This window comes from Rhodococcus sp. 4CII (genome assembly GCF_014256275.1).
Lineage (GTDB): Bacteria > Actinomycetota > Actinomycetes > Mycobacteriales > Mycobacteriaceae > Rhodococcus_F > Rhodococcus_F wratislaviensis_A.
The window spans coordinates 349,312-369,361 of the sequence record NZ_JACCFE010000002.1 but is presented as its reverse complement, the minus strand read 5'-3'; the positions used below and the strand labels follow the sequence as shown (position 1 = coordinate 369,361).

The 20,050-nt window shown below is 69.9% G+C and carries 17 protein-coding genes; 16 read left to right on the top strand and 1 reads right to left on the bottom strand.

Translation table 11 applies throughout. The features are described 5' to 3' along the window. Positions 1-14 precede the first annotated feature (14 nt). The 13 genes from H0B43_RS02530 (at position 15) to aroB (ending at position 16,732) form a co-directional block, all read left to right on the top strand. Positions 15-986, top strand: a complete 972-nt coding sequence (locus H0B43_RS02530) for a DUF389 domain-containing protein (RefSeq protein WP_185729432.1) — start codon at positions 15-17, stop codon at positions 984-986. Next, positions 983-3,565 carry a circularly permuted type 2 ATP-grasp protein gene (locus H0B43_RS02525; RefSeq protein ID WP_185729433.1) on the top strand — a complete coding sequence of 861 codons (2,583 nt, stop codon included), beginning with the start codon at positions 983-985 and terminating at the stop codon, positions 3,563-3,565. The genes H0B43_RS02530 and H0B43_RS02525 overlap by 4 nt, the downstream gene beginning before the upstream one ends. Then, positions 3,562-4,512 carry a transglutaminase family protein gene (locus tag H0B43_RS02520; RefSeq protein ID WP_185729434.1) on the top strand — a complete coding sequence of 317 codons (951 nt, stop codon included), beginning with the start codon at positions 3,562-3,564 and terminating at the stop codon, positions 4,510-4,512. Before H0B43_RS02525 ends, H0B43_RS02520 begins: the two co-directional genes overlap by 4 nt. Before the next feature lie 65 nt (positions 4,513-4,577). Beyond that, entirely contained in the window at positions 4,578-5,753 is a 1,176-nt protein-coding gene (locus H0B43_RS02515; RefSeq protein ID WP_185729435.1) for a phosphotransferase family protein, read from the top strand. Positions 5,754-5,808: 55 nt separating this feature from the next. Continuing rightward, entirely contained in the window at positions 5,809-7,242 is a 1,434-nt protein-coding gene (locus tag H0B43_RS02510; protein WP_185729436.1) for a replication-associated recombination protein A, read from the top strand. Between the two features lie 78 nt (positions 7,243-7,320). Next, complete coding sequence (alaS, locus tag H0B43_RS02505; RefSeq protein ID WP_185729437.1) at positions 7,321-9,993, top strand: alanine--tRNA ligase; 2,673 nt, start codon at positions 7,321-7,323, stop codon at positions 9,991-9,993. A 2-nt stretch (positions 9,994-9,995) separates the two neighbouring features. Further along, entirely contained in the window at positions 9,996-10,532 is a 537-nt protein-coding gene (gene ruvX / locus H0B43_RS02500; RefSeq protein ID WP_185729438.1) for a Holliday junction resolvase RuvX, read from the top strand. Beyond that, positions 10,529-12,238: an endolytic transglycosylase MltG gene (gene mltG, locus H0B43_RS02495; protein ID WP_185729439.1), complete on the top strand. Its 1,710-nt coding sequence runs from the start codon at positions 10,529-10,531 to the stop codon at positions 12,236-12,238. Before ruvX ends, mltG begins: the two co-directional genes overlap by 4 nt. After that, complete coding sequence (locus tag H0B43_RS02490) at positions 12,228-13,055, top strand: shikimate dehydrogenase (RefSeq protein WP_185729440.1); 828 nt, start codon at positions 12,228-12,230, stop codon at positions 13,053-13,055. The genes mltG and H0B43_RS02490 overlap by 11 nt, the downstream gene beginning before the upstream one ends. 91 nt (positions 13,056-13,146) lie before the next feature. Beyond that, on the top strand, positions 13,147-13,749 hold the full coding sequence (locus tag H0B43_RS02485; RefSeq protein WP_185729441.1) for an A24 family peptidase: 603 nt from the start codon (positions 13,147-13,149) through the stop codon (positions 13,747-13,749). Between the two features lie 75 nt (positions 13,750-13,824). Further along, positions 13,825-15,012, top strand: coding sequence for a chorismate synthase (aroC, locus tag H0B43_RS02480; protein WP_185729442.1), 1,188 nt, complete (start codon positions 13,825-13,827; stop codon positions 15,010-15,012). A 38-nt stretch (positions 15,013-15,050) separates the two neighbouring features. Beyond that, entirely contained in the window at positions 15,051-15,557 is a 507-nt protein-coding gene (locus tag H0B43_RS02475) for a shikimate kinase (RefSeq protein ID WP_185729443.1), read from the top strand. A gap of 65 nt (positions 15,558-15,622) precedes the next feature. Then, positions 15,623-16,732: a 3-dehydroquinate synthase gene (aroB, locus tag H0B43_RS02470; RefSeq protein WP_185729444.1), complete on the top strand. Its 1,110-nt coding sequence runs from the start codon at positions 15,623-15,625 to the stop codon at positions 16,730-16,732. A gap of 84 nt (positions 16,733-16,816) precedes the next feature. Here the strand turns inward: aroB and H0B43_RS02465 are convergent, their stop codons facing one another. Beyond that, the gene (locus H0B43_RS02465) at positions 16,817-17,554 is read right to left on the bottom strand and encodes a B-4DMT family transporter (protein ID WP_185729445.1); all 738 of its coding nucleotides are present in this window, start codon (positions 17,552-17,554) and stop codon (positions 16,817-16,819) included. A gap of 135 nt (positions 17,555-17,689) precedes the next feature. Here H0B43_RS02465 and H0B43_RS02460 point away from each other — a divergent pair, with 135 nt between their 5' ends. The 3 genes from H0B43_RS02460 to nusB are packed head-to-tail and all read left to right on the top strand — an operon-like array spanning position 17,690 to position 19,904. Beyond that, complete coding sequence (locus H0B43_RS02460) at positions 17,690-18,793, top strand: aminopeptidase P family protein (protein ID WP_185729446.1); 1,104 nt, start codon at positions 17,690-17,692, stop codon at positions 18,791-18,793. Positions 18,794-18,827: 34 nt separating this feature from the next. After that, positions 18,828-19,391: an elongation factor P gene (efp, locus tag H0B43_RS02455; protein WP_005241702.1), complete on the top strand. Its 564-nt coding sequence runs from the start codon at positions 18,828-18,830 to the stop codon at positions 19,389-19,391. Continuing rightward, on the top strand, positions 19,392-19,904 hold the full coding sequence (gene nusB / locus H0B43_RS02450) for a transcription antitermination factor NusB (RefSeq protein WP_185729447.1): 513 nt from the start codon (positions 19,392-19,394) through the stop codon (positions 19,902-19,904). The last annotated feature ends 146 nt before the right edge of the window (positions 19,905-20,050 follow it).

Genomic DNA, 20,050 nt, shown 5'->3' with positions numbered 1-20,050 from the left:
AGCCGGGGGACACGATGTTGCACCTGCGAGTGATCTGTCCGGCCGAGCGCACCGAGGACGTCCTCGGTGTGCTCGCCGCGGAACCCGGCGCCACCCACGTGGTGGTGCTCCGCGGCGCCGCGATCGACCCGGCCGGCGACGCGATCCAGTCCGACGTCGCCCGCGAGTCGGCGAACGACGTGATCGACGCGCTCGAGGCCCTCGGGATCGAGCGCACCGGCGCGATCACGGTGGAACCCGTCGAGACGGTGCTGTCGAAAGCCGCCAGGGCCGCGGAGAAGGCGGCTCCGGGAGACCCGGCGGACAGCGTCGTGTGGGAGGAACTGGTCAGCCGGACCCGTGAGGAGTCGACGCTCAACGGCACGTTCCTGGCGTTCCTCACCATCGCCTGCCTGCTCGCCTCGGTGGGCGTGGTGACCGACTCGCCGATCACCGTCGTCGGGGCCATGGTGGTGGGTCCCGAATTCGGTCCCCTCGCCGCGCTGGCCGTCGCCCTGATGCGGCGCAAGCTCGGTCTCGCCCGACGGTCGCTGATCGCACTGCTCTGCGGTTTCCCGTTCGCGATGGCGGCGACCCTGATCGCGACCCTGCTGATGGAGCGGATCGGCTGGATGAATTTCGAGAGCATCGAGGCCCTCGACCAGGTCGACTACATCTACCGGGTGGGCCCGCTGTCGCTGGTGGTCGCGCTCCTCGCCGGCGGCGCCGGAATGCTCGCGCTGGTGTCCTCGAAGTCTGCCGCCCTCGTCGGTGTGTTCATCTCCGTCACCACCGTTCCCGCGGCCGGCTTCGCCGTCGTCGCGGTCACCGTCGGCGAATGGCGCGTCGCGGCGCTGGCGGCGCTGCAGCTCGGTGTGAACATGGTCGGCATCGTGATCGCCGGAGTCCTCGTGCTGGCGCTCCGGCTGCGCAAGGGCAGCGATCCGCGGCGCCTCCTCGTACAGGCGCGGAAACAGCGACCCCTGTCGCCGCGGAGGATCCGATGAGCCTCGCACCGCACGACGGCGGGGGATACGACGAACTCTTCGGCCGGGACGGCGCGGTCCGGGAACCGTGGGCCGAGTTGGCCGAGGACTTCGCGGGCAGCGGGCCCGACGCCGTCCGCCGCCTGCAGTCCCGCATCCGGCTCCTCGTCGACAACCACGGCATCACCTACAACCCGCTCGACGGCTCGGACGTCCCGACCGCACCGCCGCGCTGGGAGATCGACGCCGTCCCGCTGGTGGTGGCGGCCGACGAGTGGGAGCACCTGGAAGCGGGGTTCATCCAGCGCTCACGGCTCCTCGACGCGGTGCTCGCGGATCTGTACGGTCCCATGACGCTCGTCCGCAGCGGCGCCGTCCCCGCTCGCACGGTATTCGGGCATCCCGGCTACGTCCGGGCGGCGCACGGCATCACGGTGCCGGGCCGGCATCAACTGTTCCTGCACGGACTCGACGTCGGCCGCGGGACCGACGGAACGTTCCACGCACTGCGCGACCACACGCAGTCCCCTGCCGGGGCCGGATACGCGATGGCGGATCGCCGTGTCATCGCCCGGGCGATGCCCGGAATCTACGAGACGGTGGGTCCGCGCCCGCTGTCCTCGTTCGCTCAGTCGATGCGGCTCGCGGCGATCGATGCCGCCCCCGCCGGCACCGAGGACCCCCTGGTGGTCGTGCTCAGCCCCCGCACCCGCTCCGAGGCGGCGTTCGACCAGGCGTACCTCGCGACGGTCCTCGGCTTCCCGCTCGTGGAGAGCGCCGATCTGGTGGTCCGCGACGGCCACGTGTGGATGCGGTCCCTCGGCAACCTGGAACGCGTCGACGTGATCGTCCGGCGCGTCGATGCGAACCTCACCGACCCCCTCGACCTGCGTCCCGACTCCCGGTCCGGCGTGGTCGGCCTCGTGGAGGTGCTGCGACGGGGCGCGGTGACCGTCGTCAACACACTGGGCAGCGGGATCCTCGAGAATCCCGTGCTCACCCGGCTGCTTCCGGACCTGTGCCGCCGGCTGCTGGGCGAGGACCTCCACCTCCCGTCGGCGCCCGCCTTCTGGGGTGGCGACCGATCCGAACTGTCCCACATCCTGGCGAACGCGTCGTCGATGGTGCTGCGGGAGGTGCGCGGCGGATCGCCGGTCGTGCCCGCGGAACTCGGCGACGCCGACCGGGAGGCCGTGCTGGACCGGGTGCGCGCCGAACCCGACCGGTGGGTGGGGCAGATCGTCCCGGACCCGTCGTACGCGCCCGCCGCCGACGGGTCGGGCGACGTCGTCCTCGCGCCGGTCGGGATTCGGTTGTTCAGCGTCGCGCAGCGGGTGGGGTACACCCCGATGGCCGGTGGTCTCGGCACGTCCCTGGTCCCCGGCGCCGAGCGCGGGGACCGACGGCACGCGGGCGCGAAGGACGTGTGGGTCCGGCTGGCCCAGCGGACCGGATCCACCGAGGCGGGGGACGGCGCGGACCGGGAGCGGGACGGGGACGCCCTGCCCGTCTACGCGGCGACGACGTCCGACCTGATGACCTCGCCGCGCGCGCTCACCGAACTGTTCTGGATGGGCCGGTTCGCCGAGCGCGCCGAGGGTACGGCACGACTGATGATCGCCGTGGGCGAGAAGTACCGCGACTACCGGTTACGGCCGTGGCTGGCCGGAGGCGGCAGCCTGCCGATCCTGCTCGACACGGTCGTGCGGGTCGCGGACGCCGACAACTACCCCGCGGACGGGTGCGACCGGGGTCCCGATCCCGATCCGGTCGCCGGTCAGTTGCGGGTCCGGTCCGAGTTCCGATCACTGACGGCCGACACGAACCGGGAGGGGTCGCTCGCGCACGCGGTCCGCGGCGTCGAGCAGGCCGCGCGCGCGGTGCGCGGTCAACTGTCCAACGACGTCTGGGCCGTGCTCGGTTCGGTCGAACGCGTGCTCGGACAGGTCGCCGCCGACCCGGTCGACGACGGGTCGGTGCTGTTCGAGGCGCAGTCCGCGGTGCTGGGTGGGATGCTCGCCCTGTCGGGTGTTGCGGCGGAATCCCTGGTCCGCGACACCGGCTGGCACGTCATGGACATCGGCAAACGGATCGAACGGGCGTCGACCCTCGTCGCGCTGGTGGAGTCCACGCTGCGCCGGGCGACGGAGGCCGCGACCGAACGCGCGGTGATCGACTCGCTGCTCGTCGCCACCGAGAGTGCGGTGGTCTACCGTCGCCGCAACCGGAGCATCCGCACGGCGGCCGTCGCCGAGTTGCTGCTGTTCGACGTGAAGAACCCCCGGTCACTGGCATACCAGCTCGAGGAACTGCGCGCGAATCTCGCCGCACTGCCCGATGCCTCGGGTGCGTCCCGCGCCGAGCGGCTCGTCGAGGACATGATCAATACCGTGCGGCGCGTCGACCCCGTTCGACTCGAATCGGTCGACGCCACCGGATCCCGGAAGGAGCTGGGGGAGCTGACGACCACCGTGCGCGCACTGCTGCGCGAGCTGTCCGAGGTGATGCTGAAGGGACAGCTGTCGCTGCCCGGGGGCACCCAGCCGCTGTGGGGCAGCGGTGCCGCGCGGAGCGCCGCTCAGGGCGGTGTGCCCGCATGACGGACGTCCCGCCCCCGGCGGACGACGCGCCGGAGCGTCCGGTGCTGCGCCGCTTCACGATCACCCACCGCACCACCTACACGTACTCGGGGCCGGTGTCCGCGTCGTACGGCCGCGGGTACCTGCTGCCGCGCGACACCGCCGAACAACGGTGCGTCAGTTCCGTCGTCGAGATCTCACCGACACCCGCGGACCGCTCCACCGGCACCGACGCGTACGGCAACCGAAATCTGTACTTCCAGGTGAGCACGCCGCACGAGGAGCTGGTCGTGGCGGCCGAATCCGAGGTCGAGGTGTACGGGCCGGACACGGGCAGGCTCACCACCGCACCGGCGAACTCGCCGTGGGAGCTGTCACGGCCCGTGGGCACCGAGGGGGCGATGGCGCAGGAATTCGTGCTGGACCTCGAACCCCCCGAGGTCGGCGACGGAGTCCACGAGTACGCGGCCCCGAGTTTCCCGCCCGAACGGCCCCTCGTGGACGCGGTGATCGACCTCACCACCCGCATCCACCGCGACTTCCGGTACCAGTCGGGGTCGACGTCCGTGTCGACACGGGTCGCGGAGGTCCTGGAGAAGCGGTCGGGCGTGTGCCAGGACTTCGCCCGGCTCGCCATCGCCTGCCTGCGGTCCCGGGGGCTCGCCGCCCGGTACGTGTCCGGTTATCTGGCGACGCAGCCGCCGCCCGGCAAGGAACGGATGATCGGCGTCGACGCCACCCACGCCTGGGCTGCGGTGTGGATGCCGGGGGACCGGTGGCTGGCTTTCGACCCCACCAACGACCAGCTGGTCGACGAGCGATACACCGTGGTCGCGTGGGGTCGCGACTACGCGGACGTGCCGCCGCTGCGGGGTGTCATATACACAGAGGCACGAAACAGCACCATTGCGGTGTCGGTTGACGTGGCGCCGATGGAAGTGCTCGCACCGGATCAGCCGAAATGCTGAAATTCATCGGGGCTTCCCTAGGAGGACTCGATGATCCGTGTCACTAGCAGGTAAGTTGGTCCGCGATGACTGCAATACTGGCAGACCCCGTTTCAGAGGTAGTTGCCGCAGCCGAGAAGCTGCTGACCCGCCGCACCGGCGCACCCGTGACACTGGTGGATCCCGTGGATCTCGGCGGCAGTGGCCGCACCATCGTGCTCCGCGTGCGGGTGGCGGAGAATCCCTTCTCCCTTCCGCGGACATTGGTGATCAAGCAGGTCCGTGAGGAGTCCGGGGTGTCCGGAGCGCGGGCCGTCGATCCCGACGACCTGGCCGGAGACAGTGGCAGCGCCTTCCTTCGCGAAGCCGTGTCGTATCAGTTCGCGACCGCGCTGGCGACGGACAGCCGTCCCGGCGCCGAGCTGCTCGCGTCCGACCTCGACGCCCGGCTCCTCGTGCTCAGCGACCTCGGCGATGCGACCCCCATCAGTGCCCTGCTCGAGCACTCCGACGCCGACACCGTCACCAACACCCTCATGGCCATGGCCCAGGCGCTCGGTCGCATGCACGCGGCCACCGTGGGCCGCGAAGAAGACTTCACCGCGTTGCTGCGCCGCGCCGAGGTCGCGCACTGCGACGACACCGTGGCCGAGCAGGTGGAGCGGGCGGTGCCCGCCGTGCCGCGCCTACTGGCCGAGATCCTCGGCGTCGACGTCTCCCCGGAGCTGACCGATCAGGTCGCGCGCGCGGCCAAACTGTTCGAGAGCGGCCGGTTCCGGGCGTTCAGCCCGTCCGACCTGTGCCCGGACAACATCATCGTCAACGACGAGGGTGTGCGGTTCCTCGACTACGAGTGGGGCGGTTTCCGGGACGCCATGCTCGACATCGCGTATGCACTGGTCTCGTTCCCGGGCTGCCTGTGCAGCATCGACCTGTCCGAAGACCGGACGCAGGCGATGATCGAGGCGTGGCGGGCCGAGGTGGTGGGCATGTGGCCTGCCCTCGCCGACGACAACGTCCTCGCGGCGCGCATGGTGGAGGCGCAGCTGATCTGGGTGTGGCTCACCACGTACCTGTTCCTGCCCGAGAACCACACCCGCATCGCCGCGGTCCGCGAGCATCATCTGTCCGTGCCGCGCTCCGAGGCGCTGATCCAGCGCTGGGACAAGCTGGCCCGGTCGGCGGACCACGCCGGAAACACGGTGGTCGCCCATCATGCCCGCACCATTGCCGACACGATCCGGGGACTGTCCGTCAGCTGACCCGCGGCCCGGCCGGGGTGGGTCGGACGGTGCGGTCCCGAGTAGCGTCGAACTTGTGAGCGATCTTTTCGGAGCCGATGTCGGCGAGGACGAGTCGGCAGGACTGTTCGAGTCGGCGCGGCCGGACGAGGCGGCGGCACCGCATTCCCTGCCGTCCCCGGCGTCGGTGAGTCCGCACGCGCCGCTGGCCGTGCGGATGCGTCCCCGCACCCTCGGTGAGGTGGTCGGGCAGCATCACCTCCTGGGTCCCGGGGCGCCGCTGCGGCGCCTCGTCGAGGGGTCCGGGGCGGCGTCCGTGCTGCTGTACGGCCCGCCGGGCACCGGCAAGACGACGCTGGCATCGCTGATCTCCAATGCCACCGGCCGCCGCTTCGAGGCACTGTCCGCCCTGTCCGCGGGCGTCAAGGAGGTGCGCGGCGTCATCGAACTGGCCCGGCGCCGCCTTCTCGCCGGCGAGCAAACGGTGCTGTTCATCGACGAGGTGCATCGCTTTTCGAAGACTCAGCAGGATGCGCTGCTGGCCGCGGTGGAGAACCGGATCGTGCTGCTCGTGGCCGCGACCACCGAGAACCCGTCGTTCTCCGTGGTGTCCCCACTGCTGTCGCGTTCCCTCGTCCTGCAACTGCAGTCCCTGTCGGCGGACGACGTCGAAAACGTCCTCGACCGCGCCCGCACCGACGAGCGCGGTCTCGCCGGGGAGATCGAGATCGCGGGCGACGCCATGGACCATCTGGTGCGGCTCGCGGCCGGTGACGCCCGGCGGGCGCTCACCGCGCTCGAGGCGGCGGCCGGGGCGGCACTCGACCAGGCCGGGGACGCCGAGCGTCCCGTGCTGCTGGACCTGGCGACGGTGGAGGCGAGCGTCGACAAGGCGGCCGTCCGTTACGACCGCGACGGTGATCAGCACTACGACGTGATCAGCGCCTTCATCAAATCCATCCGCGGTTCCGACGTCGACGCGGCCCTGCACTACCTGGCGCGGATGCTGACCGCCGGTGAGGACCCGCGATTCATCGCGCGGCGACTGGTCGTCCACGCCAGCGAGGACGTCGGGATGGCCGATCCCACCGCGTTGCAGACCGCGACGGCCGCGGCGCAGGCGGTCCAGCTGATCGGCATGCCGGAGGCCCGCCTCGCCCTCGCCCAGGCCACCATCCACCTCGCGACCGCGCCGAAGTCGGGGGCCGTCATCGCCGCGCTGGGCGCCGCGATGGCGGACGTCGCGGCCGGAAACGCCGGGCTCGTCCCACCCCATCTGCGCGACGGCCACTATGCGGGAGCGGCGAAGCTCGGCAACGCCGTCGGCTACCGCTATCCCCACGACCACCCGGACGGCGTGCTGACGCAGCAGTATCCGCCGGACGAGCTGGTCGGTGTCGACTACTACCAGCCCACCACACACGGCGGCGAGCGCGACATCGCGGGGCGGGTGGGCAAGCTGCGCGCCATCGTCCGCGGCACGAACCGTCAGGGTGGCCGGTTAAGCTGAATGTTGCCGAAGTGCCGGGTGTGCCCAGCCGCCCGGCGACCGTAGATGCCCTCGAGACAGACAATAAGGATCACTGACGTGCAGACCCACGAGATTCGCCGGCGCTTCCTCGACCATTTCGTCAAGGCAGGCCACACCGAGGTACCCAGCGCCTCGCTGATTCTCGACGATCCGAACCTGCTGTTCGTCAACGCCGGAATGGTCCAGTTCGTGCCGTACTTCCTCGGCCAGCAGACCCCGCCGTACCCGAGGGCGACCAGCGTCCAGAAGTGTGTCCGGACCCTCGACATCGAGAATGTGGGCATCACCACACGGCACAACACGTTCTTCCAGATGGCCGGAAACTTCTCCTTCGGCGACTACTTCAAACGCGACGCGATCAAGCATGCGTGGGCGCTGCTCACGTCGAGCGTCGACGACGGCGGTTACGGGTTCGACCCGGAACGGATCTGGGTCACCGTCTACCTCGACGACGACGAGGCCCGCGACATCTGGCGGGACGAGGTCGGGGTCCCCGAGGCGCGGATCCAGCGTCGCGGCATGGCCGACAACTACTGGTCCATGGGCATCCCCGGCCCGTGTGGCCCGTGCTCGGAGATCTACTACGACCGCGGTCCCGCCTACGGCCGGGAGGGCGGCCCGGAGGCCGACGAGGATCGGTACATCGAGATCTGGAATCTCGTGTTCATGCAGAACGAGCGTGGGCTCGGCATCAGCAAGGACAACTTCGAGATCCTCGGTCCGCTGCCCAAGCAGAACATCGACACCGGCATGGGAGTCGAGCGGGTGGCGTTCCTGCTGCAGGGCGTCGACAACGTGTACGAGACCGATCTCGTGCGGCCGGTCATCGCGAAGGCCGAGGAGCTGTCGGGCCGCACCTACGGCGCCGATCACGACGACGACGTGCGCTTCCGGGTGATCGCCGATCACGCGCGCACCGCCGCGATGCTCATCGCCGACGGCGTGAACCCCGGCAACGACGGGCGCGGCTACGTCCTGCGCCGCCTACTGCGGCGCATCGTCCGGTCCGCGAAGCTCCTCGGCGCCGACAAGCCCAGCATGCGTGAGTTCATCACCGTCGTCCGCGACACGATGGCTCCGTCGTACCCGGTCCTCGACACCGACTTCAGCCGCATCGAAACGGTGGCCGTCGGCGAGGAGACCGCGTTCCTCAAGACCCTGACGTCCGGGTCCAAGCTCTTCGAAGGCGCCGCCGAATCGGTGAAGGCCTCCGGCAGCTCGACGATCGGCGGCGATCAGGCGTTCGCGCTCCACGACACGTACGGCTTCCCGATCGACCTCACCCTGGAGATGGCGGCCGAGGCGGGACTGACGGTCGACGAGGAGGGTTTCCGCACGCTGATGGCGGAGCAGCGGCAGCGCGCGAAGGACGATGCGCAGGCGCGCAAGCACGCCCACGCCGACCTCACCGTCTACAAGGAACTGCTCGACCGCGGGCCCACCGAGTTCACCGGATTCCACGAACTGGTCTCCGAGGCGCACGTCCTCGCGCTGATCTCGCAGGGACAGAGGGTGCCCGTAGCGGCGGCGGGCCAGGACGTCGAGGTGATCCTCGACCGCAGCCCCCTGTACGCGGAGGCGGGCGGCCAGATCGCCGACCTCGGCACCCTCACCGGTCCGGGTCTGCGGGTCAAGGTCAACGACGTCCAGAAGATCGCCAAGAAGCTCTGGGTGCACAAAGTCACCGTGCAGGAAGGCCAGATCACCGAGGGCGACGTCGTGCTCGCGCAAGTCGACGCCGAGTGGCGCAAGGGGGCCACCCAGGGCCACTCCGGCACCCACATGGTGCATGCGGCGCTGCGACAGGTGCTGGGCCCCAACGCAGTTCAGGCCGGCTCGCTGAACAAGCCGGGATACCTGCGTTTCGACTTCTCCTGGCAGGGCGCGCTGACGGAAGCGCAGAAGCAGGACATCGAGGTCGTCGCGAACGAGGCCGTGGCCGCCGACTACTCGGTGAACACGTTCGTCACCGACCTCGACAAGGCGAAGTCGATGGGCGCCATGGCGTTGTTCGGCGAAAACTACGGCGACGAGGTGCGGGTCGTCGAGATCGGCGGGCCGTTCTCGATGGAGCTGTGTGGTGGAACTCACGTCGGGACTTCCGCGCAGATCGGCAACGTGACGCTTCTCGGCGAACAATCGGTCGGTTCCGGTGTGCGCCGCGTCGAGGCCTTCGTCGGGCTCGACTCCTACCGCTACCTGGCCAAGGAACGTGCCCTCCTCGCCGGTCTGTCGTCGTCGCTGAAGGTGCCCTCGGAAGAGGTGCCCGCCCGCGTCGAGGCGCTGGTGGAACGACTTCGGGTGGCGGAGAAGGAACTCGAGCAGACCCGCGCGCAGGCGGTTCTGGCGACCGCGGGCACGTACGTCGAGAAGGCACAGCGGGTCGGGCCGGTGCTGCTGGTCGCGGACTCCGCCCCGGCCGGGGTCGGGGGCAACGACCTTCGCGGACTCGTCACCGACATCCGTGGCCGCTTCGGCACCCAGCCTGCAGTGGTCGTGCTGCTCGGTGACGTCGACGGCAAGGTTCCGTTCGTCGTCGCGGTGAGCAAGGCGGCCCAGGAACTCGGACTGTCGGCCGGTGATCTCGTCAAGGAATTCGGATCGAAGATCGGCGGACGCGGCGGTGGAAAGGCCGACATGGCACAGGGTTCCGGATCCGACACCACCGGAATCGCGGCCGCCCTCGACGCTGTCCGCGGACAAGTCGCGGACAAGGTGGGGAGCCAGTAGCGGTGGATCGCGCGGAACAGGGTCCGGATCGACCTGGCGTCGACGACCCTGGGCGCGGTCGGCGCATCGGCATCGATGTGGGCAGTGTCCGGATCGGGATCGCGTCGAGCGACCCCGACGGGATCCTCGCCACTCCCGTGGAGACGGTGCCGCGGTCCAAGGAGCGTGGGCCCGACGCGCCGGATATCCGGCGCATTGCCGACATTGTCGAGGAATACGAAGCGGTGGAGGTTATCGTCGGTCTGCCGCAGACCTTGCGGGGTGAACGGGGAAAGGCCGCCTCGATCGCTACGGTGTTCGCGAAGCGATTGCGAAGGACGGTCGAACCGATTCCGGTGCGGATGGCAGACGAACGTCTGACGACCGTCACTGCCGCGCGGGCGCTTCGCGAGAGCGGTGTCAGTGCGAGAGGCCAGCGTCCGGTGATCGACCAGGCTGCGGCGGTGGCGATCTTGCAAGGATGGTTGGACGAGCGGAGCAGGTCGGTGAACGCAGGGGATTCGGGGGCGGACGTGCAGGTACCGGAGGCAGGCGAGTGAGCAATCATCGGCGTCCGGTCGGCGAACGAACCGAATTCCACTACGTTCCCCGTCAGCCGCGGCGGCACCGCTACCTCGAGGACGACGACGACCAGGTCGACTACACCCCGCCCCCCGACGACGACGTGGTCACCACCGGCAGACACGCGGTGCTCTACGACGACCGGGATCACGACGAGCACCAGGTCGCGGAGCCGGGCGTCGACCATGCGGAGCCGGTGTACGAGCAACCCGCGTACGAGCGGCCCGTCCACCCCGAGCCCGTGTACGAGGACGGATACGGTCCCCGTTCCTACGGCGACGTTCGCGGCTACCGCGAGTCCGCCGACGACGCTCACGCCTACGCAGGGGAGCCGTACGAGGCCGAGACGTACGAGACCGAGACGTATGCCGACGCCGGGTACGAGCAGACTTTCGAACCCGAACCCGAACACGACCGGGCTTTCGCGGACGCCGAGACGCAGATCATCGCGGCGATCCCCGACGCCCCCGTCCCCGAGGAGATCCCGCCGACCCGCAGCCACGCCCGTGCGCAGGCGCGCCGGCGCAGACAGGCCCGGGGACGCGCACGCCGCGGCAAGGTGTTCGGCGTCCTCGCCGCCGCATCGGTCCTGATCGTGCTGCTGGGCATGGTGTTCGTCGGGGGCAGGATGTTCTTCGGCGACGAAGCCCCCGCGGACTACGCCGGTCCCGGCGGTCCCGAAGTGGTCGTGCAGGTTCATCCGGGCGACACGGCGGAGCAGATCGCGTCGGCCCTGGCGGACCGGGACGTCGTCGCCAGCGGATCGGCCTTCTTCAACGCCGCGGTCCAGAGCAACGCGATGAACTCGGTGCAGCCCGGCTTCTACAGCCTGTCCACCCAGATCCCGGCGAAGGACGCCGTGCAGGAACTGGTCGACCCCGCCTCACGGGTCGGCCACATGATCATCTCCGAGGGACGGCAGCTCCACGACACGACCGACGTGCAGACCGGCGCCAAGAAGAAGGGGATCTACACGCTGATCTCCGAGGCCAGCTGCCTGGGTGACGCCGGCCAGGAACACTGCATCGGCTACGACGACCTCAACGCCGCCGGCGCCGGCGAGCTGTCCGCGCTCGGTGTGCCCGACTGGGCGAAGGACTCGGTCGCCGGTGTCCCGGATCGCGACCGTCAGCTCGAGGGGCTGATCGCCGCGGGCAGCTGGGATTTCGATCCGACCGCCGGTCCCGCCGCCATCTTGCAGAGGCTGGTCACGGAGAGTTCCGCGAGTTACGAGAAGACCGGAATCCTCACCGCGGGCAACCAGGTCGGTCTGACACCGTACAAGATGCTGATCGCGGCGTCCCTGGTGGAACGCGAGGCGATGCCGGCCGACTTCTCGAAGGTCGCCCGCGTCATCCTCAACCGCCTCGCGGTCAACCAGGCGCTGCAATTCGACTCCACGGTCAATTACGCGCTGGACACCACCGAACTGGCCACCACCGACGCCGACCGCGCACAGGTGACACCGTGGAACACGTACGCCAGCCCCGGTCTGCCTGCCACGCCGATCTCGTCGCCGAGTATCGGGGCCCTCCAGGCGGTCGAGCAACCGGCGCCGGGCGATTGGATCTACTTCGTGACAGTCGACGCCAAGGGGACGACGCTGTTCACGAGGAGCTACGAAGAACACCTGGCCAACATCGACCGGGCTCTGAACAATGGGATTCTGAACAGTGGACGATGAGACGGTGACCGCACGCAAGGCCGCGGTGCTGGGCAGCCCGATCGCGCATTCGCGTTCGCCGCAACTGCACCTCGCGGCGTATCGGGCGCTGGGCCTGACCGAGTGGACGTACGACCGGATCGAATGCGACGGGGAGCGGCTTCCCGGCCTGGTGTCCGGGCTCGGCCCGGAGTGGGTCGGGTTGTCCGTCACGATGCCCGGCAAGATCGCGGCACTCGCGTTCGCGTCCGAGCGCACCGAGCGGGCCGTCGCGATCGGCTCGGCGAACACGCTCGTCCGGATCGACGGCGGCTGGCGTGCCGACTGTACAGATGTGGACGGCGTCAGCGGTGCACTCACTGCGGGCGGCGTCGGAACGATCGCCGGCGCGGAGGCCGTCGTCGTCGGAGCCGGGGGAACGGCCCGGCCGGCGCTCGTGGCCCTCGCCGACATGGGGGTGAAATCCGTGACCGTGGTGGCCCGCGACGCGGGCCGGGCCGCGGGCGCGCTGGGCTGCGCGGAGTCGGTGGGCCTCGACGTCCGGTTACTGGCATTCGACAGCCCGGAACTCGGTGCCCGCTGCGCGGAGGCGGCCGCGCTGGTCAGCACGGTTCCGGCCGCTGCGGTCGCCGGGTATGCGGACGTCCTCGGGCGGGCGCCGTTCGTGCTCGACGCGATCTACGACCCGTGGCCGACCCCGCTGGCGGCGGCGGTGGAGGCGGCAGGCGGAACGGTCGTCGGTGGCCTGTCGATGCTGCTGCACCAGGCATTCGGGCAGGTCGAGCAGTTTACCGGGCGCCCGGCGCCGCGGGAGGCCATGGCGGCCGCTCTGGGCTAGTTGTCCACAGGACCGGTCGTTATCCACAGGCCGATCGTTCCGCCAGGTCGCCGCGACCGTCGGGGTGGCCGGGGCGCGCACTCTGATCGCCATGTGGTGGCTGTTCGCGGTGAGTGTGGTGGCCGGTGCGGGTGCGGGACGGTGTGCGCGCCTGACGGCCGGTCGATACGGGGGACGGGTCCGGCCGGGATGGTGTGAGGCGGTGTGCGCCGTCGGTGTCGCGATCACGGTCCGGACCGGGGGAGTCGACGCCGCGCACTGGGTGCTGCCGTGTGCGACCGCGTTCTGGTGGTGGTGCGTCACCCTCACGGCCACCGACCTGTGCGTGCGGACGTTGCCGAACCGGCTCACGCTGCCGGGTTTCCTGGGGATCGCCGGCTTCGGCGCCGTGACCGGATCCGCCGGCGCCGCCGTGCTCGGCGGGCTCCTGCTGGCGTCGGCGTATCTCGCCCTGTACCTCGGTGCACCGGGGTCGCTCGGGGCCGGTGACGTGAAACTCGCGCTCGGAGTCGGTGCGGCGACCGGTCTTGCCGGGGGACAGGCGTGGGTGTGCGCGGCCGGGCTCGCGCCGGTGCTGACCGCGCTGGCGGGCTGCGTCGTCCTCCTCGTCCGGCGGGCGCCGCAGCCGCTCCCGCATGGACCGTCGATGTGCGCCGCGACACTCGTTGCGCTGTTCGCCGCGCACATCACGTGAACGAGTCCCCGGGCTCCGCGCGGTTGGGAGGACCACCGTCACTGCCGAGCGCGGCGACATGGAAGGATATTGGGCGTGCTGCGCTGGATAACTGCCGGAGAATCTCATGGTCCCGCCCTCGTCGCGATGCTCGAGGGGATGGTCGCGGGCGTCGAAGTGACGTCCGAGGACATCTCGACCCAACTCGCGCGACGTCGCCTCGGCTACGGACGCGGCGCGCGGATGAAATTCGAGGCCGACAAGGTCACCATCATCGGTGGTGTGCGACACGGGCGCACGCTCGGCGGTCCGATCGCGGTCGAGGTGGGCAACACCGAGTGGCCCAAGTGGGAAACCATCATGTCCGCCGACCCGGTGGACGCCGATCTGCTCGCCGATCAGGCGCGGAATGCGCCGCTGACCCGTCCCCGGCCCGGGCACGCCGACTACTCGGGCATGCTCAAGTACGGCTTCGACGACGCCCGCCCGGTGCTCGAACGGGCGAGCGCGCGCGAAACCGCGGCCCGCGTCGCGGCCGCGACGTTCGCCCGGGGTTTCCTCCGCCAGGTCTTCGGCGTGGAGGTCCTGTCGCACGTCATCTCCATCGGCGCATCCGATCCGTACGTCGGACCCGAGCCCACCGCGTCCGACCTGTCCGCGATCGACGCCAGCCCGGTCCGCGCCTTCGACAAGGCCGCCGAGGACTCGATGATCGCGGAGATCGAGGCCGCCAAGCGGGACGGCGACACCCTCGGTGGCGTCGTCGAGGTGGTCATCCACGGTCTCCCCGTCGGTCTCGGGTCGTTCATCAGCGGCGCCGACCGCCTCGACGCGCGTCTCGCGTCCGCCCTCATGGGTATCCAGGCGATCAAGGGTGTCGAGGTCGGCGACGGCTTCGAGACCGCGCGCCGGCGTGGCAGCCAGGCACACGACGAGATGCGACCGGGACCGGACGGAATTCTACGTTCGACCAATCGTGCGGGTGGCCTCGAGGGCGGCATGACCAACGGTGAGGCGCTCCGCGTGCGTGCGGCGATGAAGCCGATCTCGACGGTCCCGCGGGCGCTGGCCACCGTCGACATGTCGACCGGCGAGGAGGCCGTGGCCATTCACCAGCGGTCGGACGTGTGCGCGGTGCCCGCCGCCGGTGTGGTCGCCGAGGCGATGGTGGCATTGGTCGTCGCCCAGGCGGCACTGGAGAAGTTCGGGGGCGACTCGGTCGCGGAGACGGCCGCCAACTACGAGCGCTACGCGTCCGGCGTCGCCGCCCGGCTCGCGCGATGACCAGCCCGTCTGCCCGCGCAACGGGGCGGTGACGGGTGATGGCACCGAAAGCCGTGCTCGTCGGTCCGCCGGGAGCAGGTAAGTCCACGATCGGGCGGCGCCTCGCGCAGGCACTGGACCTCCCCCTGTTCGACACCGACGTGGCGGTCGAGGAAGAGGCGGGTCGCACGATCGCCGAGATCTTCGTCCAGGAGGGCGAACCCGCCTTCCGGGCGCTGGAAGAGGAGATCGTCCGGAAGGCCATCGAAAGCCACGAGGGAATCGTCTCGCTCGGCGGCGGGTCCATCCTCTCGGAGCGCACCCGCGAATTGTTGAAGGGACAGACGGTGATCTACCTCGAGATCAGCGTCGCCGAGGGGCTCAAGCGCACGGGGACCAACACCGCGCGCCCGCTCCTCGCCGGTGGCGACCCCCGCCAGAAGTACACCGAGTTGATGCGCAAGCGCCGGCCGCTGTACCGGCAGGTGGCCTCGATCCGGATACGCACGGACGGGCGGAGTCCCGCCCGGGTGGTGCAGCAGTTGCTGGCGAAACTCGCCGAATGATCGGCGGTCCCGGCGGAACAGAGACAGCCGAGAATCTCGGACAAGACGGAGCGGAGCAGCAGACAGTGACCGAACCGGTACGCGTACAGGTGCAGACGGCCAACCCCTACCCGGTCATCATCGGGCGCGGATTGCTCGGCGAGTTGGTGGACGAACTCGCCGGCACGCGGACGGTGGCGATCTTCCACCAGCCCCCGCTCGCCGAGACAGCGGAGGCGGTCCGCGCCGCGCTCGCCGAGAAGGGCATCGATGCGCACCGCATCGAGATCCCGGACGCGGAGGACGGCAAGGACCTGGCCGTCGCCGGTTTCTGCTGGGAGGTTCTGGGCCGGATCGGACTGACCCGCAGCGACGCCGTCGTCAGTCTGGGCGGCGGCGCGGCCACCGACCTCGCCGGGTTCGTCGCGGCGACGTGGATGCGCGGTGTGCGGGTGATCCACGTGCCCACGACGCTGCTCGCGATGGTGGACGCCGCGGTCGGCGGCAAGACGGGCATCAACACCGAGGCCGGCAAGAACCTGGTGGGGTCGTTCCACGAGCCGTCGGCCGTGCTGATCGATCTGGCGACGCTGGAGACGGTGCCCCGCAACGAGATCGTCGCCGGCATGGCGGAGGTCGTGAAGACCGGATTCATCGCCGACCCCGTCATCCTGGACCTCATCGAGGCCGACCCCGAAGCCGCTCTCGACCCGACGGGAACGGTTCTGCCCGAACTGATCCGGCGATCCGTGGAGGTCAAGGCCAAGGTGGTGGCCGCGGATCTGCGTGAGTCGGACCTCCGCGAGATCCTCAACTACGGGCACACCCTCGGGCACGCCATCGAACGCCGCGAGCGGTACCGCTGGCGTCACGGCGCCGCCGTGTCCGTCGGGCTGGTGTTCGCGGCGGAACTGGGGCGGCTGGCGGGACGGCTCGACGACGAGACCGCGGATCGCCACCGCACCATCCTCGAACTGGTCGGCCTGCCCACCACCTACGACGCGGACGCCTTCGGCCAGCTCGTCGAGGGCATGCAGACCGACAAGAAGAACCGCGCCGGTGTTCTGCGGTTCGTCGTGCTCGACGGACTCGCGAAGCCCGGACGACTCGAGGGACCCGACCCGTCCCTGCTGGTGGCCGCGTACTCGGCCGTCGCCCGCGAGGAGAAGCCGGGAGGCGGGGCCATCCTGCTGTGACATAGGGCCGGAAGGCGAGAACGCGGCGGAGTGAGCGAATGCGCTCACACCGCCGCGTTCGGCTGTCGAGGGGAACGGTGTCGGTCAGTCGCCGCGACGCTGATCGTCCGACGGACGCTTGCCGAGGTCGACGGGGTCCTGCCAGTCGCTGTCCCCGCCCTCCGCGTGATCGAGATCGGACGTGTCCTCGCGGTAGTTGTGCACCGGTTCGAACACGGCCGTGTCGGCGTCGGATCCGGCGTAGCCGGTCTGCTCGTAGGCCTGCCCGGGATAGTTCTGGCCGTAGCCCTCGTCGTCGGCGACGGCCGCGGCCGCGGTTCCCCCCGCAGCGGCTCCGGCTGCCGCTCCCGCCCCGTGCGCCGCCGGCTGCCGTTCGCTGCGGTCCTTCCCGGTCTTCGTGGACTCACGGCCGACGAAGAACCGGCCGAGGAACACGGCGACCATGGCCGGCACGAAGATGAGCAACACCGTGAAGGCGGCCCCGGACGTGATCTCGAAGAAGAACGAGTTCTGCGTGACGTTGAGGTTCGGGACGAGGTTGGCGAGCCAGCTCCCGACACCCGCGACGATCCCCCCGAGCAGCGCCGCCTTCAGCCACAACATCGTCAGGTCGGCCCCGTCCTCCGGATCCGGGTTCCGGCGACGGTCCCGGATGCCGTCGATTCCCGCCCAGATCAACGCCACGAGCACGACGACCAGGAGTGCGAGCCATCTCAGAGCGGAACCCTGAAGAGGCCACTGTGTGATCGACACACCGAGGATCACACGAACGAAAACATGTATCAGGGCCATGCCGAGGCCGCGTACCACCCACGCATTCATGGGCCCAGCGTAACCAGCGGGATTTGCGGCGTGTGGCCTAACCCACACGGTCGCCCTCTGCAACCTGTTCTCGCTGCCGGCGCGGGCCGTCGATCCGTGCCCGCCGGGTGCCGGTTTGCCGGTACGTTTGACGACATGCCTGCTGATCATGGTGCGCGGCGCGCAGCGTTGCGCGCGGCCCTCGCCGCCCGGGATCTCGACGCACTGCTGGTGACGAATCTGGTGAACATCCGGTACCTGACCGGGTTCACCGGGTCCAATGCCGCGCTGCTCGTGCACGCCGCCGACGCCGAGGGCGCCGAGGAGCGCACCGTCATCTGCACCGACGGCCGGTACCTCACGCAGGTGGCGGAACAGGTTCCCGATCTGCGGGCGGAGATCGACCGCGCCAGCGCCGCACACCTGATCGACACGGTCGGGCGGGGCATCCCGTCGTCGCTGGCGTTCGAGAGTCACGTCGTCACCGTGGACGAGTTCGCGGCCTGGTCCCTGCTCGCGCCGGACGCCCGCCTCGACCCAGTCCCGGGGCTCGTCGAGGAACTGCGGATGGTGAAGGACGACCACGAGGTCGGGTTGCTCCGCACGGCGTGTGCCGCGGCCGACTCGGCGCTCGCCGAGCTGATCGAGCGGGGCGGCCTCCGGCCCGGCCGCACCGAGAAGGAGGTGGGCCGGCAACTGGAGACGCTGATGCTCGAGCACGGCGCCGACGGCATCTCGTTCGAGACCATCGTCGCGGCGGGCGCCCACTCGGCGATTCCGCATCACCGCCCGACGGAGGCGGTGCTGCGCAGCGGCGACTTCGTGAAACTGGACTTCGGCGCCGAGGTGGGCGGATACCACTCGGACATGACCAGAACGTACGTCCTCGAGCGGGCCGCCGACTGGCAACGCGACGTATACGAGCTGGTCGCGCGGTCGCAGCAGGCCGGCCGGGACGCCCTGCACCCCGGTGCCGAGGTGTCCGCGGTCGACGGTGCCGCACGCCGGGTGATCGAGGACGCGGGCTACGGGGAACTGTTCCTGCACGGCCTCGGACACGGCGTCGGCCTGGAGATCCACGAAGCTCCGGGGATCGGCAAGCTCGGCACCGGTACACTTCTGGACGGTGCGGCGGTGACCGTCGAGCCGGGCGTGTACTTCTCCGGGCGCGGAGGCGTGCGGATCGAGGACACGCTCGTGGTTCGTGAGCAGGGACCGGAGCTGCTCACACTCACCACCAAAGACCTGACTGTCGTATAGACGGTTTCGACCTTATCGAGGAGACGCGAAGCAAGTGGCTTCCACCAGTGATTTCAAGAACGGCCTGGTCCTGCAGATCGAAGGCCAGCTGTGGACGATTACCGAGTTCCAGCACGTGAAGCCCGGCAAGGGTCCCGCGTTCGTGCGCACCAAGTTGAAGAACGTGCTCTCGGGCAAGGTCGTCGACAAGACGTTCAACGCCGGCGTCAAGGTGGACACCGCCACGGTCGACCGCCGCGACATGACGTACCTGTACCACGACGGCACCGACTACATCTTCATGGACGGTGACACCTACGACCAGATCTCGATCAGCGAGGCCACCGTCGGCGACGGCGCCCGTTTCATGCTCGAGAACATGGCCGTGCAGGTCGCGACGCACGAGGACGTTCCGCTGTTCGTGGAACTGCCCGTCACCGTCGAACTGGTGGTCCAGCACACCGATCCCGGTCTGCAGGGCGACCGCTCCACCGGAGGCACCAAGCCCGCGACCCTCGAGACCGGCGCCGAGATCAACGTTCCGCTGTTCATCAACACCGGTGACAAGCTGAAGGTCGACTCCCGCGACGGCAACTACCTCGGGCGTGTGAATTCCTGAGTGTCCGGTACGCATAAGAAACTCGGCGCACGGCACAAGGCCCGCAAGCGCGCCGTGGATTTCCTCTTCGAGGCCGAAGCGCGGGATCTCGATCCGGTCGATCTCGCGACCGAACGCGCGGAATTGGCCGGCAAGGACGATTCCGTGGCACCGGTCGCGCCGTACACGGTCACCGTGGTGACCGGGGTCGCGGAGAACCTGGACCGCCTCGACGAGGTCATCTCCTCCCACCTGCAGGACTGGACCCTCGAGCGGCTTCCCGCCGTCGACCGCGCCATTCTGCGCATCGCCGTATGGGAGCTGTTCCACGCCACCGACGTGCCCCCGGTCGTGGCGGTGGACGAGGCGGTGGAGCTGGCCAAGCAGCTCTCCACCGACGAGTCGCCGGGATTCGTCAACGGCATCCTCGGTCAGGTCGTGCTGGTGGCCCCGCAGGTGCGGTCGGCTGCGGCCGCGACGTCGCGGCGCGCCGAGACCGCCGCCACCGACGAGTCGAACGACGCCCGCCCGTAAGTTCGTGTTCCGCCGCGGACCCGCCACGCCGGTCGGCCCTCACGGGGGCGATCCGGCGGGTCCGCAGGTCAGGGGTCCGGGCCTGGCGCATTCGACGCGCTGATAAGCTGTCCGCGTCAGGCATCCTTTAACGATCCGTCCAGTGA